A 15,578-nucleotide genomic window follows, 5' to 3' on the forward strand; every position below is an offset into this window, starting at 1 on the left:
TCAGGCGCGGCTGGCAATGACGTCCGGGCGGTTCGGCGGAAGACGCATGTCGCGCACGATACCCAGGGTAATGGCGAGCAACATGCCAAGGATCATGCCGCCAATGGCCCCCAGGCCGATCATCACGACCGTGCGCGGGGGCCATGAACGGCCCTTTGGCGGCACTGCGGTGGAAATCACCTGCACATTGGTGCTGTCGATCTGTTCGCGCTCGGTTATCTGGCGTGCCCGCGACAGGAAGCTCTCATAGATAGCCGTCTTCGACGCGGCGTCACGTTCAAGTTCACGCAAGGCGACCTCGGAATCGCTATCCGAGAACACGTTGCCCTTCAAGTCATTCATCTTGGCATTGAGGGAGGCCGACGAGGTTTTGGCGGCATCGAGATTGACCTTCGCCAGGCGCAGGGTGCGCGCGTATTCGGCGCTGAGTTGCGCGCTGACCGTGTTGTACTCCGTCTTCAGCCTGACGATCGACGGATGACGGGGGCCAAAGGTCATCGACTGCGAATCGATCTGCTGGCGCAGGCCGTTGGCCGTTGCGCGCAGCGCCACAAGCGCCTCCGACGTGGCGGGACCGGAATTGGTGCCGTTTGCGCCGGCGGCAAGCAGGGCGTCGTAACTTGCCTGCGCGGCGATGACGCGCGATTGCGTCTCCACGATCTGGCCGTTGAGCTGGGTCATGGTTTGCGAGGAAACAAGCTGCCCATTGCTGGTGGCCAGATTGTGGCTGCGCCTATAGGCCTCGACCTTCTCTTCGGCCGCCTGCACATCGCTCTTGAGCTGGCCCAGCCGCCCGTCCAGCGCGGCCGCGGCACGGCTGGCGCCGGAAGCCTCGGCGCTGGCCAGCTCTTCCTGGAAAGTCTTGACGATATCCTGCGAAATCAGGATCGCCTTAGCGGGGGTTTCCGCCGATACCATCAAGGTCGTGACAAACGACTTTTCATCCGCGATGCTGCTAACCCGTTCCGCCAGGTTCTTCAGGGCGGTAAGCTTTGGATCGGGTTTGGCGCCGTCCGTCCCTGTGCGGCTACGGTCCGCGTCGAAGAACTCCGGGTCACTGGCCAGGTCAAGATCGTCTACAACACGTGAAAGCACGCTGCCCGAGGTCAAGATGCGCTCTTTGCTGCGCGCGCTGAGCAGCTGTCCATCGACCTGGGCCGATTGCGGGTAAAGATCATTCGGAACAACCTGAAGATTGGCGGGATTGATGAGGATGTCCGTGGTCACGGTGTAGCGCTGCTTGCTCAGCAGAGCGTAGGCACCGCCGATGATCCCGCCGGCTATTGCCAGCAGGCATACCAGAGCGAGGCCGGCGCGCAGCCAGACAAACAGACGCCCGAAATCGAGTTCGAGAAAGGTTCCGATCTTGTTGAGCGTCACCGTCGTGACGGGCTCGGCTACAGGCGGCGCCACGGGTGCAGGCGACACAGGGGCCGACGTTACAGGGGCCGACGTTACAGGGGCCGACGTTACAGCGGGTGCCGCCGCATGTGCCATGATCGGCGCGGTTTGTTGCGGCTTTGGCCTGCTGGCGCGCCGCGCATTTTCGATCCGTTCATAGGGGCTAATGCCGGCGGCGGCCGCGGCTGGAGGAGGACCGGAAGCGGCGGACATCATGCTAACCCTTTAATATTCAATACGCACAGCCTGCTTTACGGAAACATCGTTAACATTTCATTTTCCAGGCGTGTCAGGCGGAACAGCGACCCTTCCACCCTTGGTCGGTATTCTGCCACGCCCGTCGTAGCCTGGCAAAGCGTGCAGGCGTTTCAAATGGAAATACAAGAGGTCGTCGCGAGGGCACCCGCAAGGAGCGGGCTTGGCGTCATGTCGCTGTTGATGCTGGTTGGCCTTGAAGGGGCGTGCCGGTTTGGCGCCCATCCGGCTTTCGATAAGCGAGCAACAAGATGACGAGCAGCATGATATCCGGCGCCTTCGAAGAAAGGGCATTGTTTGACAATGCCGCGAGAATGGACGCGGCCGCTGCGATATGGGCGGCCCGAGGCGTATTGCGCAGGAGCTTGAAAAGGAACCGGAAGAAAGCAAACGCGAAGAGCAAGGCGATCGGCAGGCCAAACAAAAGCGTAAGAACGACCGGCGTGCTTTCGATGAAGGGGAGGTTGAGCTTTTCGTTGACGATCTTCAACAACTCGTTGGGATTCATGCCAAGCAGGATGTCCCTCCATTCAACGAACTTGAATACATCGTAGATCTTGACGCGCGCATCGTAATTTTGATCAAAGAGCGTATTGCTGAAGCGGTTCAGCAGCCCCGCCGAAAAGAGTATCGCAATCAGTATGGCGCCACCGGCCAGCGTCAGCATCAGCACCAGGAGTTTGGCCTGGCGTTGATGTCTGGGTGACAAGTCCGGCCAAGGCAGGAACACGAGCAGGAACAGGATCTCGCCGCAAGCGAGCAGCAGGGCGGTGCGCGCGCCCGAAGCGGCCGTGCCGATGAAGAGAATGAAGATGCAAAGCGCGCACACCCAGATACGCCACCGCGTCAATGCAACGAAACCTATGGCGGTGGTGCAAAGCGCGCCCAGCGCCAGCGGATGGGCCGACAGTCCGATCGGCCGAAAGTCCAGCTCAACGAGGGGATAGGGCAGGAATCGATGCTGGGTGACGGCCTCGATCGTTCCGATGATGGCGCTGAGGACAATCATGCCGACGATGACATTGCCAAGCGCCCTGCGCACATGGTCACCCAGGGCAAGCATGATCATCGCCGCGGCACAAGAGACCAGATAGGAATCGATTATGAAGCCGGCCGAGCCGGCACGGCCTATCACGAAGAGATAAGGCACCAGCCACAACAGCAGCAGCGAATATAACAATGTCGCCTTGAACAGCCTGACTTCATCGCCTTCGAGCCGAATTGGCCGGGTCGTGGCGATGACGACAAGCAGCAGAAAGATGGCATAGGTCCCGATATGCAGCTTTTCGGGAAACGACCCCCCCTCCGTCGAATAGGACATCACCATATTCATCAATTGCGGAGAGATGGTCGAGCGGAGCAGGAAAGCGAAGGCCGCGAGGAGAAAGAACAGGAGTGTGAGGGCGTCTTGGCGGCTGGCCTGCGCGGTCACGAACTGTTGCTCTGTGGGGGTGACACTCACGATTATCCGACCAGCGTTGCGGCTTGCGATTGAGATGGCAGGGGACGAACGCACCCCCGGGTACATTTTCCTGCAAGAACGTAAAGGAATATGGATAACCCGATCTTAACAGTGGCGATGCCCGGCATGGGCTATTTCATGAAGTCGGTAACCCACACTTAATTGGCCGGTCGTATTGATGGCGATGCTTTGCAGGCGTCCGACGCGCTGCCTGTGGACGGCACAATGGCATCAGGCGCCGGCAAAGCCCAGGAGATCAAGGTGAAGAAGTTCTATTCGATTCAGTATCTTCGCGCCTGCGCCGCCTTGCTGGTTCTGTTCGCACACGCCTTTTCCTATCAGATTGGCGTGGACAATCTGATTATTGTGACGGCGGGCCGCCTGGGCGTCGTTCTGTTCTTTGTCATCAGCGGTTTCATAATGGTCCATATTACGGGAGATGGTCCGTTTTCCGCTGCCACCTTCCTGAAACGCCGAGCAATCCGGATCATCCCCCTTTACTGGCTTTTCACCAGCCTCGCCGCGGTTCTGGCGGCGCTCGCGCCAAGTCTCTTCCAGAAGACCGTCTTTACGTGGCCCCACTATCTTCAGTCGCTCCTCTTCATTGTTCACGAAGCGCCTGGACGGGATAGCGCCAGTCCAATCCTCTCACTCGGCTGGACGCTCAATTACGAGGTATTTTTCTATATCGCTTTTGCGGTGTTCGCATTCCTGTCCGTGACCTCGCGCGTATTTGTGCTGACGGTCTTTTTCATTGCGATGTGGATAGCCGGGCTGTGGCTGGCTCCCACCAACCCTGTTATCCAGTTCTATCTCAACCCTTCTCCGGTGGCATTCGTCATCGGTATGTGGATAGGGCGGCGCTATTTGGACGGTGATTTCACTTCCGACATACGCCATGCCTGGATATTCGGCGTAATGACCGCTGCGGGCGGGGTGCTTTCATTCGTCGATGACGGTACGCCGCTCTTGGGTCAGATCAGCTTCGCGGGACAAGCAATGTGGGCGGCGGGCCTACTTCATCTCAGCCTCATTCTGGAGCCGAAACTCAAGCACTGGAGCCTTCTCGAGCAGTTGGGCGACGCTTCCTACGCGCTTTATCTGTCGCATATCTTCGTGATCGGCGCTGTGGCGTACCTGGCCAGACGCACCGTCGGATACGAGCATCCGACAACGGTATTGTTGGTGTCGGTGGTCAGCATCGTGGCAGCCTGCCTCGTCAGTCTGGTGATTTACGAGATGATCGAGAAGCCGATTCTTCAGACCCTGAACGGCAAAAGGAAGACGAGAAACACACCGCTTCCTCATATTGCCACGGAGAACAAATAAGCAGGCCAAGCAACGGGACGGTCACGGCTTTCAGCGCTTCAGTCAGCCCGCGCTGTCCACGACCTCGACATTGCCGGCGCGGTTAAGCGTATGAATGCCCGTGCGTGCCCATGCCGGACCCGCGCCGATCGGCCGGGGCGAGGCGAAGCGGACATCGGACGCGTCGAGTCGCTCAAGCTGCATCAGCCCCAGACCACCGCCATAGGCACTCGATCCGTTCTGCACCGGCAGCACCAGGGCATCGTCCTGGCGGATAAAGGCGCCGCCCGGCCGGGTGGCCGAATGATCGACGGCAATGGGATTGAGCGGATGGGCGACCCATGGCCCGCGCAGCGAGGGCGCGCAATAGACCGCCATCGTGTCCGATGCGCTGCCGTAGCCGAACCGCTCCGTTCCAACCAGCCAGAAGCGACCGTCGGATTCGAGCAGCGTCGCGTCGTTGAAATCCCTGTCCGTCATCAGCACCGTGTCGCGGACCCAGCGGTCGGGAAACTGCGCCGCGCGATAGAGCACAAGTTCGCGAGCCGAACCACTTTCGGGGATCATGAAAATCTCGCCATCGTGTGCGAACACCTGCGGATACGACAGGTGGTGCGCTTCCTCCAATACAACCCTTGGAACACCGAAAGTGCCATCGTCACCGAGCTCGGCGACGGAAATCACGCCGCGACTCGTCGCGTAGGGGAATTCCTCGACAAACAGATGATGGCGGCGGTCGGCCTCGAAGACGAACGGGTCGGCATAGAAGCGTTGGCCATCGTCCGGCAGGACTGTGAACGGTTTGCCGTCGAGTTGCCCGGTTTCGGCGATGCCTGGTCCGTCGATCACCCGATAGGCAACCTGCCAATAGAAGGGGCGTCGTCCCCGCCTGATTTTTTGCACGGCGCGATCGATCAAAGCCCTGCCGAAAAGGGGCACATAGTGTCGAACAAAACTGTCGTTCTTCAGGATCGGCACCGGGTTGTCGCTTACCGGCACAAGCTTGCCCGCAAAGAAGCGGGCGACGGTTTGCATGATCAGCGACATGGCGCCGGCGAGCAGGTCGTTGCAGCTTCGAGATAGCCAGAGCCTGTCTGCCAGCATCGGTCTAGCCTGGGCCACGACAACGCCATCGAGGCGAGCGCCAAGTTCAGGCAATTGTCCGCTCGCCAACATTGCGGCAACGCCGGCTGGAAAGCTGTTGCGACCGCAAAATTCGAGCCTCAGGACTGGCGCGTCTTGCCCCGTTGCGCTGGCAGTGAGATCTATGACGAGGTCCGGAGGGCCGCGATCGATGGGCGGCAACGGCTCGGACCGGCCCGCCAGCGAGGGACCGAAACGCCGGCTCTCGATCGCCAAGACAGTGTCCAGCCCCCGAGCGGTTGGCGCCGGCGCCGGCGCGTGGCAACTCGAGACCCCATAACCTGCCGCACCCAACCGCATGAAAAGCTCATTTTCCCAGCGCCGGGATGCGACGGCGTGGCCGATGATTAAAATATTAGTCAACCCAAGTTATTCTCGTTAAAGCAAAAAATGGCTTTGCTCTGGTATCTTTCCCCACAGTTCCTGGCAAGGGTTGCCCAAGGGGGGCTGCGGACTCTAGCGTTAATCATACGTTAATTTTTTTGAATACGAAGGCGGTTCAGGGCGCTATTGTTAGGCTGAAAGCACATGTCAGCCGGGCGCCCACGCTTTCGGTGACCAGGGTCAACCATGAACGCCGTTTCACATCCGAACTTGCCCTCAAGGCGAAAACTGCTGATCGTGTTCGGCACGAGGCCGGAGGCGCTCAAATGTTTTCCGGTGGCGCGGGCCGCGCTCGCCCATCCAGGCTTCACCACGGAAATATGTGTGACGGGCCAGCATCGCGAGATGGTCAATCAGGTCATTGAACTGACGGGCCTGCCGGTGCACTACGATCTCAACATCATGCAGCCAGGTCAGACGTTGTTCGACGTGACCTCGCGCGTGCTCCTCGGAATGGCGGGGGTGCTGGAGAAGGCGAAGCCGGACATCGTCGTCGTCCAGGGCGACACAACCACCGCGATGACCGCGGCTCTAGCTGCCTTCTACAAGCGGATTCCGGTTGCCCATATCGAGGCGGGATTGCGCAGCCACAACATCAACTCTCCCTTTCCGGAGGAACTGAACCGCAAGATTGCCGGCAACATCGCCACCTGGCATTTTGCGCCGACCACCGAGGCGCGCGACAATCTCATCGCCGAAGGAAAGGCTGCGAACACCATCTTCGTAACCGGCAATACCGTTATCGACACGCTGCTGCATTTCTCCAGCGAGATCGATGCCGACAAGCTGATGAACGCCAAGCTCGCCGCTCGTTTCCCCTTCATCGATCCGACCAAGAAAATGATACTCGTCACCGGTCATCGCCGTGAGAATTTCGATGGCGGCATCCAGAGAATCTGCACCGCGCTGAAGGCATTGTCGGCGCGCAGGGATGTGCAGATCATCTACCCGGTCCATCCCAACCCGAATGTGCGCTCCGTGGTCGAGGCCGAAATCGGGACGGTGCCGAACATCCACCTGATCGACCCGCAGGACTATTTGCCGTTCCTGTACCTGCAGAAACAGAGCTACCTGGTGTTGACCGACAGCGGCGGCGTGCAGGAAGAGGCGCCTTCACTCGGCAAGCCGGTGCTGGTGATGCGGGAAAACACGGAGCGACCCGAAGGGATCGCCGCTGGTACTGCCCGGCTGGTCGGCACCGATATCGAAAAAATTCTGGCCAATGCCAATAGCCTGCTCGATGATGAGAGCGTCTATCGCGGCATGGCGGAGAGGCACAATCCATACGGCAATGGCCAAGCTGCGAGCCGGATCGTTGAGGAATTGCTGAATCATGGCTGAAATCAAAACCGTTTCCGTTATCGGCATGGGCTATATCGGCCTGCCGACCTGTGCCATTTTTGCCAGCCGCGGACTCGATGTCATCGGTGTCGATATCAACGAGGCGGTGGTCGCGAAGGTCAACCGCGGCGAAATCCACATCATCGAACCGGACCTGGATGGTTTGATCCAGAAAGTCGTCGCCAATGGCAAGCTCAAGGCATTCAGTACGCCTCAGCCGGCCGATGCCTATATTATCGCCGTTCCAACTCCGATCACCCCGGACCGCAAGCCGGATGTCAGCTACGTGCTTGCGGCAGCGCGAAGCATCGCTCCGGTGCTAAAACGGGACGACCTGGTGGTGCTGGAATCAACATCGCCGGTCGGTACGACGCGTGTCATGACAGCGCTGCTCGCGGAACTGCGACCCGATCTCAAATTTCCCGTCGCACATGGCGAGGAAGCTGACGTCCTGGTCGCCTACTCTCCCGAGCGCGTGCTGCCGGGAAAGGTGCTGACCGAACTGATCAACAATGATCGCTCGATCGGCGGGCTGTCCCGAAAGTCTTCGGAGCGGACAGCGGCACTCTATTCAAGCTTCGTCGCCGGCGACCTGTTCATAACCCAGGCCGAAAGCGCGGAACTGGTTAAGCTGACCGAAAATGCGTTCCGCGATGTCAATATCGCCTTCGCCAATGAGCTTGCGGCGGTGTGCCAGGATCTGTCGCTCAACGTCTGGGAGGTAATCGATCTCGCCAACCGGCATCCCCGCGTGAACATCCTGCAGCCGAGCCCGGGCGTGGGCGGCCACTGCATTGCGATCGATCCGTATTTTATCATCGACGCCGCACCGAACAATACGCGGCTGATCAGTTCGGCACGGCGCATCAATTCCGAGCGACCCTTGTCGGTGGTCAGGGACATCGAGGCATTGCTCGACCCGACCCGCAAGCAGACGATCGCCTGTCTTGGCCTCAGCTTCAAACCCAATATCGACGATATGCGCGAGAGCCCGGCTGTCGAGGTTGTTAAGCTTCTGTCCAAGATTCCCAATATCAAGATCGTCGCTGCCGAGCCCAATGCGCGTCAGTTGCCACACGAGCTCGAGGGCAGCGGCGTCATGTTCACCGATGCACTTTCCGCTATTGACCAATCCGATATCGTCGTCCTGCTGGTCGACCATCGACAATTCAATCTGATCGATCCCGAAGCGCTCAAGGACAAGAAGCTCGTCGACACACGGGGCCTGTGGACCTGGCGCAAGGCGCGCAAGCCCGACGCCCGCATCGAAGGCAAGAAATCCGAAATGGAACGCTCGCAGTCTCTCGCTCGCACCGGAGAAGCGGCATGAACTCGCATGACCCGGCATGGGCGCAACACTCCCTATTGGCATCACGCCGCCGCGAGTTTCTCGGTGCGACCATCCATGCGCTGACCATGGCCGAGACGCTGGCCATCGCAGACGAGGCGATGGCGACGCGGCGGCCGCTTCATCATGTTGTCGTGAACGTCGCCAAGCTTGTGAACATGCGCAAGAATGCCGAACTGCGCGAGGATGTCGTCGGGGCGGATATGGTCAATGTCGACGGCAAAGGCGTGCTTTGGGGCGCACGGCTCTGCGGCGTCGAGTTGCCGGAGCGTGTGACGGGCGTCGACGTCATGATCAACCTGCTTGCGCTGTGCGCCAAGCGTGGCTATCGCCCCTACCTGCTGGGCGCTGAACAGCACATTCTCGACGCAGTTGAAAGCCGACTTGCCAGAGATCATCCGAGCCTGGCCATTGCCGGCCGGCGCAATGGGTATTTCAAGGCGGAGGAAGAGGCCGCGATCGTCGAGGCCATCAACGCTTCAGGTGCCGACTGCCTGTTTGTGGCGATGCCCACGCCGAGCAAGGAGCGCTTTCTCAAGCGCTATCGCGACGCACTCGCTCCGAGTTTCGTCATGGGCGTGGGCGGCAGCTTCGACGTCTATGGTGGAAAGGTCGCCCGGGCACCGAAACTGGTTCAGGCGGCGGGCCTGGAGTGGCTGTTTCGCGTGGCGCAGGAGCCGCGACGCTTGTGGCGCCGCTACTACGATACCAACACCGCCTATGCACTGCTGCTGTGGCGTGAGTTCTGGTCTCGCCGGGGACGCCGAAACGTCAATCCGTAGGCTCGCGACTTTCAGACAAGCATGCCTCATTGCGCGGGATTTATGCGATCCGGAGCCGTGCCCTTAGCTTGCCGATGAACTGCGTCACGGCCGCGGGGTGAAACAACCAGGTCAGTCCCAGGAAAGCCGCAGCGCCGGCGACACCGCCCGCCGCGAGCGGAAAGATCGCCGGCATATTGCCCAGCGCAGTGCTGGCAAGGCTGGCGGCCAGTCCGGTGCAGATAGAAATGATGGCCGAGACAGCGATGTCGCGCCAGGGAACCGGCACCGGCGTGAGCCTCTCGGCGATGACGATGCAGGCTGCAAGACCTGCCAGCGATCCGCCCGCCAACGCCAACGCCGCGCCAACCTCCGCCATGGTGGGGATCAACAGAAAAGACAGTGAAATCGTTGCCACCGAGCCGAAGGAATTGGCGATGATCAGCAACCACGGCCGCTTATGTGCGTGCACCACGACGCCATAAACGAAGCTTGTGAGATTGGCACAAAGAACGCTGAAGGCGATGATCGGAAACAGCAGACCGAAGCGACCATGATATTCCGCGGGCAGCAGGAGTCGCGTGATGTCGCCGCTGAGCGCGATAAGCATTGCTGCGACCGGCAGGCAAAGGCGTATCATCAAGGCCATGAGTTGCGACAACAACCGCCCGGACGCCTCGGATCCCTCTTCGTCGAAGCGGCTGACCACTTCTGGAAATGCGCCCATGTTGATTGCGTTGGCGACCATATCGATCGGCTGCCGAGCCAATGCGTAGGCGGCTGCGAAGACAGCCACCGCGCCGGCATCGTAGTAGAGCTTGAGGAAGACGCGTTCAGCGCTGTTGAGACCGAAACCGACCAGCGCCATGATGACGAGGGGCACGCCGAGGGCAAAAAACTCCTTGTGGGTGAAGCGCGGCGGGCCGCCAATAACGCGCCCGGATGCCACCACGCACGCCACGATGCCGGCAATCAGCACGGCGAGGCTCGAGCCGAGCGATACCGTCAGAAACGAGCGTTGGAAGATAAGGATGGCGGCGATCGGCAAGGCCAGTTGCAGCAGGCCGCGCAGATATTCAAGCATCGAATAGAGGGAATGACGCTGCTGCATTTGCAGCACCGTCAACGCGAACCGGCTGATGGAGCCGGCAATCAGATAGCTGCAGACGGCGATTGCAAATTCGATCCAGCGCTCCGGCACGATCACCGCCGAGGCGATCACGGATATGATCAGGGCCAGCACCGTGGTGGCAAGCAATACCTGTCCGGCAAGCATCAGGCTGCCACGGCTGACGTCGCCTTTTCCACCAAGCCGCAGCAAGGCAATGCGCAGCCAGTTGGTAACGGCAACATCCGTCATTTCGCCCACGGTGACCACCAGGGTCAGCAGGCCATACTCGGTCTGGTCGATCAACCGCGTCATGACGACCAGCAGGAGCAGAGCGGAAACCCGCGTCAGCAGAATAGCTGGGCCATAGATGAGTGTGGAACGGAGCAGCAAAGGGTTGTCCCGGAAAATTTGCCGTCGATTAACCGTTGACCGACGGGTATTCCAGCATGATGACGGCAAAGGGTGAACGGATACAGTTTGAACCAAAAGATTTGTCGTAAACCTTTTTTGGAACCTTTGCTTTACGGTCACCCGGCATCCGCAATCCAAATGGTGTCATGTTGCAGCGTCTCGCCCACAATAGAAAAATACATGTCCTGGTCGCAACGCCCTCGGGCGTTTCGGGACAAGGCGGCATTGACCGGATCATGGGGGCGCTGAAGCAGGAGTTCGAACGGCAAGAGATCGCCGACATCGATCTGCGCTTTCTTTCCAGCCGTGGCCCGGGACATGTCGGGCTTTCGATCTTCTACATGCTTGGTTTTTGCGCGCGGATGCTTGCGGCCCGCCTCGACAGACGCGCCGACGTCATTCACATCAATATATCGGTCTCCGGCAGCACCTATCGCAAGATGATGATCGCCGCCTGCGCCAGGCTGTTGTCGATACCATATGTCCTTCATCTGCATGGGGCGCAGTATCAGACATTCTGGAAAGATGATCATAGTTTCATGAGCCGCCGTATCAGGGCTCTGTTCGAGCATGCCGGCCGGGTGATTGTCCTGGGGGGGCTTTGGCGCGATTTCGTCGCCAGCCGGGCACCGGCGAACGGCGGCAATATTGTCATCGTTCCCAACGCCACGGCAGTTCCTTCCCTGGCGCATGTCGGCGGAGGCGATCACGTGCACATCCTGTTCCTCGGCCGCATCGGCGAGCGAAAGGGCGTGCCGCAGTTGGGCGAGGCGCTGGAGCGGATGAAACATCTCAGGGGTTGGCGTGCCACGATCGCCGGCGATGGTGAGGTCGAGCCGGCACGAGCGAGGTCGGTCGCTCTAGGGATTGCCGACCGTATTGCTTTTCCGGGCTGGGTGGGACCTGACGAGGTCGCATCACTGATCGCTTCGGCCGATATTCTGGTGCTCCCCTCGTTCGCCGAAAATCTGCCAATGTCGGTGATCGAAGGCATGGCGGCCGGCCTGGCTGTCGTGGCCACCCCGGTTGGCGCGGTCGAGGACATCATCACCCACGAACAATCCGGTCTGTTGGTGCCGCCCGGCGATGTGGCGGCGTTGACCGAGGCGTTAACTCGGCTGGTCGAGGATACGGCGCTGCGCGCGCGGCTTGGCGCCGCCGCCATGGCGGTGCACCGGGAAAGGCTTGAGCTTGCACCGTTTGTCGACGCGATCTGCGATGTCTGGAGATCGGTCGCGTCCGAGGCGCGATCGGTCAAGCGCTGACGCTGTCCTTCATTGTCGTCACTGCGGCGGGCCAAGCGCGAATTCGCGGTGGAATATCTCCAGGTTCAAAAGCGCCCATATCAGTTTTTCGTGGTCCGCGGCGCGCTCGGCGTGCTCCGTGACAATCTGGTCCAGCTTCTTGGCGCTCAAATAGCTACGGATGACCGAATGGGACGAACACAGATGGTCTCGTACATAATCGCTCATCGACCCGCGGAACCATTCGGCGACGGGCACCTTGAAGCCGATCTTTGGCCGGTTGAGGGCCTCGTCGGGAACCATGCCGGCCATGCAGTCGCGCAGGATCTGTTTGCTGCCCAGGAGACCGAGCCTGTAACGATCGGGCAGCTGGCTGACGAAGGAAACCAGATCGCGATCAAGGAATGGCATTCGCCCCTCGATTGAACCGGCCATCATCATCCGGTCGCCCCGTTCCAAGAGGTTGTCGGGCAACCACGATGTCTGATCAAAAAACAACACACGGCGCAGATGGGATTCCGTCACACTCGAAGAGAACGGGAAATCGTTGCGGTCATGGCCGCAAGTGGCCAACCCACCGAGGAGCGAATCGCGTTCCCGCGCCGTCATGGCTCCAAACCAGGAGATCATCCGGGTTGCAAAGTCCCGTTCACCCGCGCTTCGGGCAAATATGTCGAACTTGGCCGATGCGCCGGGCAATGCGCGCATCAAAGGGGCGAGGAGATTGTTGTGAAGCGACGCTGGAACAAGTGACCGGTAGACACCCGCCAGAGACTCTGCGCGATGTTTGGGGTAGCCGCCGAGAATCTCGTCCGCCCCTTCGCCCGTAAGCACCATCTTGACGTCCCGCGAGGCTCGAACCGACATCAGGTAAATTGGAATGTCCGTACTTTGTGAAACAGGTGCCCCCCGATGGCGGACCATCTTAGGCAGATGATTCATCAGGTCATCCGCCTGGATGACGATTTCGCAATGATCGGTCTTGAAATGATCGGCGACGCGCCGGGCGAATGGAAGCTCGCTGTAAGCCTGTTCGCTGAAACCGACCGAAAACGTACGAATCGGGTTGTCGCTGTGCCTGGTCATCAGGGCAACGATTGCCGACGAGTCGAGCCCCCCGGATAGAAAGGCGCCAAACCGCGCATCACTGCGCATCCTGATCTCGACAGAACGGTCGAGCAATTCCAGAAATCGTCGCTTGGCGGTTCCTGGATCGATATCCGCTGTCAGATCGGTCTGATCCGGGGGCGCATAATAGCGCGTTTCCGTTACTTCCCCTTGCGACCACACAGCGTAGCTTCCCGGGTTGAGCTTGCGGATCTGTTTGAAAAGCGTCCGCGGTCCAGGCACGTAACGCCAGGTCAGATACTCGCGCACTCCATCCAGATCGAGCTGCTGGCCATCTGGCTGCGCAGACAACAACGCGCTGATCTCCGAGGCAAACGACAGCAAATTTCTGCCTTGCATGAGGTAAAGGGGTTTTTTTCCAAAGGGGTCGCGAGCGAGGATCAATTCGCGCCGTTGAGCGTCCCACAGCGCAAAAGCGAACATCCCGCTCAATCGGTCGAACATGGCCAGGCGCCACTGGTCATAAGCCCTGAGCAGCACTTCCGTGTCGGAGCGTGTGCGAAAACGGTGGCCGAGACCGATCAACTCCTCACGCAGCTCGATGTAGTTGTATATTTCGCCGTTGAAAATAATCCGGAGCCGTCCGTCCTCGGTCTGCATCGGCTGATTTGAATCGGCGTTTAAGTCAATAATCGCCAGGCGGCGATGCACCAATGCCAACTGGTCCTCGCCTGTGTTCAGGTCCAGGAGTTCGATGCCTTCGGCATCGGGACCACGATGCTGCAAGGCATTCGACATCCCGGCGGCCCGATCTTGTGGCTTCTCGACCCTGCGCCCAATCCAGCCGGCAATTCCGCACATTCTTTCCCTTGGCCCTCTTTCCCTTGTTTGCGTATGATCGAGGACACCAATCTACAGCGAATATATTAAATAGCTGCTCGGTGGAGTGATTTTAAAACTGAGCCTGATTTGGTTCGATCAGGCCCTCTCGGCTGCAACTGGAGACGACAGTCCTTGGGTTTCACGCGATTGATCGCCAGCAACCAGGCAGACCGCTCGAACCGATCCTGACCCGATGACGAGTTATGGCAGGCCCAGTGCCCGCAACATCTCCCGGTCCGGGATCGCAGGCCCCTTGGGTTGGATAACACTCATTCCGTAAGGATTGGAGAATTCCCAGGCCGACCACGGCATCGCGAAGCGTTCCGCCTCTCTGCGCACTGCCATGAGATAGCGCAGGCGATCAGCATCGAAAGCTCCCATGCGGCCATCCGCAGACATCAGGATAACGCCGAATTCGCCCACGAACAGGCGTCGGCTCGCTATGCCATGGGCTTCAGCCCAGTCGACCGCCTGACGGAAACCCGCTTCGAGCTGGCTCTGCCCCCAATTCTGCTCAAAGTATCGGGCGATCGTTTCACGCGCCGAGGCCATGTTCATCACCTCTTCGATCTGGCTCAAGCCGGCGGCGTCCATCTGCGCCTTGAGGGTTTCGGCGACCACTTCGGGCGTGCTGGCGTCGGCAGGCCAGGGAAGGCCGGAGGAGAAAGCGTTCTTGTCATCGGCCCGCTGGTGCGTGAAGCTGTGCGGATCATACATGTGGAAGCTGTAATAGACGTTGGGGTCGTCGAAGTTGGGGTCCAGGTTGACCAGTCCCGCGATGCTCCCGCCGCAGGCGCCGGTCGCGACGATGGTGAGTTCGCTGCTGACGGCGCGAATATCGCGAACCGTGCCTGCCATGATCCGCTGCCAGTCATCGCTGCCGCTTGAATCGCAAGGGTAGTAGGCGGGCTCGTTATAGGGCTCGAGGGCGACCTTGTCGGCGCCAATTTTGATCAGCATGGCAGCCACCGCCACTACCATTTTGCGATAGCGGGCAACACCCTCGCTGTCGGCCCCGCCATAGATCATTTCCATGCTGTAGGCCGGAACCTGGCTGACGCCATGCAGATCGAAAACCACCTTGAGCCCGCTTGAAACGACCCGCTGCACCGCAGCGGCAAGCATGTCCAGCGCCTGTTGTCGTTTGGCGCCCTCGCTGGCAAGCAGAGGGCCAGGGTCGACACTCAGCCGGACAAAGTCGAAGCCCATGGATCGAATGCGACCAAACTGGTCGCCGTCCGGCCAATCGGTGAGCGGCCTGCCGCCCGCAAGCCATTCCTTCTCGCTGCGATAGGGCGGCCATTTGTAGGAACCATCTTTCTCCACCGGCGACCAGTTGAGCCATTCATGGACGCCAACGCCGCGCTCAAGCGGGATCGGCGCCGCCTCGGCTGACAAAGCCATGCCAAGCGCGCACGCTATGACGTAGACAACTTTTCTCATCGCAAAACTCCGCGTC

Annotated in this window: 11 protein-coding genes; 5 read left to right on the top strand and 6 right to left on the bottom strand. The window is 59.9% G+C overall.

All coding sequences use genetic code 11. The features are described from left to right. Window positions 1–1,614, bottom strand: a complete 1,614-nt coding sequence (locus tag NKK50_RS08380) for a GumC family protein (protein ID WP_031197769.1) — start codon at window positions 1,612–1,614, stop codon at window positions 1–3. 211 nt (window positions 1,615–1,825) lie between these two features. Beyond that, entirely contained in the window at window positions 1,826–3,088 is a 1,263-nt protein-coding gene (locus NKK50_RS08385; protein ID WP_023671794.1) for a VpsF family polysaccharide biosynthesis protein, read from the bottom strand. 192 nt (window positions 3,089–3,280) lie between these two features. On the opposite strand from NKK50_RS08385, the gene NKK50_RS08390 reads away from it, so the two are divergent. Beyond that, window positions 3,281–4,447 (top strand): acyltransferase family protein, encoded by a 1,167-nt coding sequence (locus NKK50_RS08390; protein WP_352543258.1) that lies wholly within the window; start codon window positions 3,281–3,283, stop codon window positions 4,445–4,447. Window positions 4,448–4,489: 42 nt separating this feature from the next. On the opposite strand, the gene NKK50_RS08395 is transcribed toward NKK50_RS08390, so the two are convergent. Next, window positions 4,490–5,404 (bottom strand): glucosamine inositolphosphorylceramide transferase family protein, encoded by a 915-nt coding sequence (locus tag NKK50_RS08395; RefSeq protein ID WP_352543259.1) that lies wholly within the window; start codon window positions 5,402–5,404, stop codon window positions 4,490–4,492. A 735-nt stretch (window positions 5,405–6,139) separates the two neighbouring features. Here NKK50_RS08395 and wecB point away from each other — a divergent pair. The 3 genes from wecB to NKK50_RS08410 are packed head-to-tail and all read left to right on the top strand — an operon-like array spanning window position 6,140 to window position 9,424. After that, window positions 6,140–7,294 carry a non-hydrolyzing UDP-N-acetylglucosamine 2-epimerase gene (gene wecB / locus NKK50_RS08400; protein WP_023686302.1) on the top strand — a complete coding sequence of 385 codons (1,155 nt, stop codon included), beginning with the start codon at window positions 6,140–6,142 and terminating at the stop codon, window positions 7,292–7,294. After that, window positions 7,287–8,624 carry a UDP-N-acetyl-D-mannosamine dehydrogenase gene (gene wecC / locus NKK50_RS08405; RefSeq protein ID WP_023686301.1) on the top strand — a complete coding sequence of 446 codons (1,338 nt, stop codon included), beginning with the start codon at window positions 7,287–7,289 and terminating at the stop codon, window positions 8,622–8,624. Before wecB ends, wecC begins: the two co-directional genes overlap by 8 nt. Then, a complete protein-coding gene (locus NKK50_RS08410) occupies window positions 8,621–9,424 on the top strand; it encodes a WecB/TagA/CpsF family glycosyltransferase (protein ID WP_031246989.1) in 804 nt (267 codons plus the stop codon). The genes wecC and NKK50_RS08410 overlap by 4 nt, the downstream gene beginning before the upstream one ends. Before the next feature lie 40 nt (window positions 9,425–9,464). Here NKK50_RS08410 and NKK50_RS08415 read toward each other — a convergent pair whose 3' ends face one another. After that, the gene (locus NKK50_RS08415) at window positions 9,465–10,904 is read right to left on the bottom strand and encodes a lipopolysaccharide biosynthesis protein (RefSeq protein ID WP_023728345.1); all 1,440 of its coding nucleotides are present in this window, start codon (window positions 10,902–10,904) and stop codon (window positions 9,465–9,467) included. A 167-nt stretch (window positions 10,905–11,071) separates the two neighbouring features. Between NKK50_RS08415 and NKK50_RS08420 the strand changes: the two genes are divergently transcribed. After that, window positions 11,072–12,190, top strand: a complete 1,119-nt coding sequence (locus NKK50_RS08420) for a glycosyltransferase family 4 protein (RefSeq protein ID WP_023671802.1) — start codon at window positions 11,072–11,074, stop codon at window positions 12,188–12,190. A gap of 18 nt (window positions 12,191–12,208) precedes the next feature. Here the strand turns inward: NKK50_RS08420 and asnB are convergent, their stop codons facing one another. After that, the gene (gene asnB / locus NKK50_RS08425) at window positions 12,209–14,098 is read right to left on the bottom strand and encodes an asparagine synthase (glutamine-hydrolyzing) (RefSeq protein WP_023728343.1); all 1,890 of its coding nucleotides are present in this window, start codon (window positions 14,096–14,098) and stop codon (window positions 12,209–12,211) included. A gap of 222 nt (window positions 14,099–14,320) precedes the next feature. Then, complete coding sequence (locus NKK50_RS08430) at window positions 14,321–15,562, bottom strand: glycoside hydrolase family 5 protein (protein WP_352543260.1); 1,242 nt, start codon at window positions 15,560–15,562, stop codon at window positions 14,321–14,323. Window positions 15,563–15,578 lie beyond the last annotated feature (16 nt).

Origin of the sequence: Mesorhizobium sp. M0001, from assembly GCF_040324255.1 — a bacterium.
GTDB lineage: Bacteria > Pseudomonadota > Alphaproteobacteria > Rhizobiales > Rhizobiaceae > Mesorhizobium.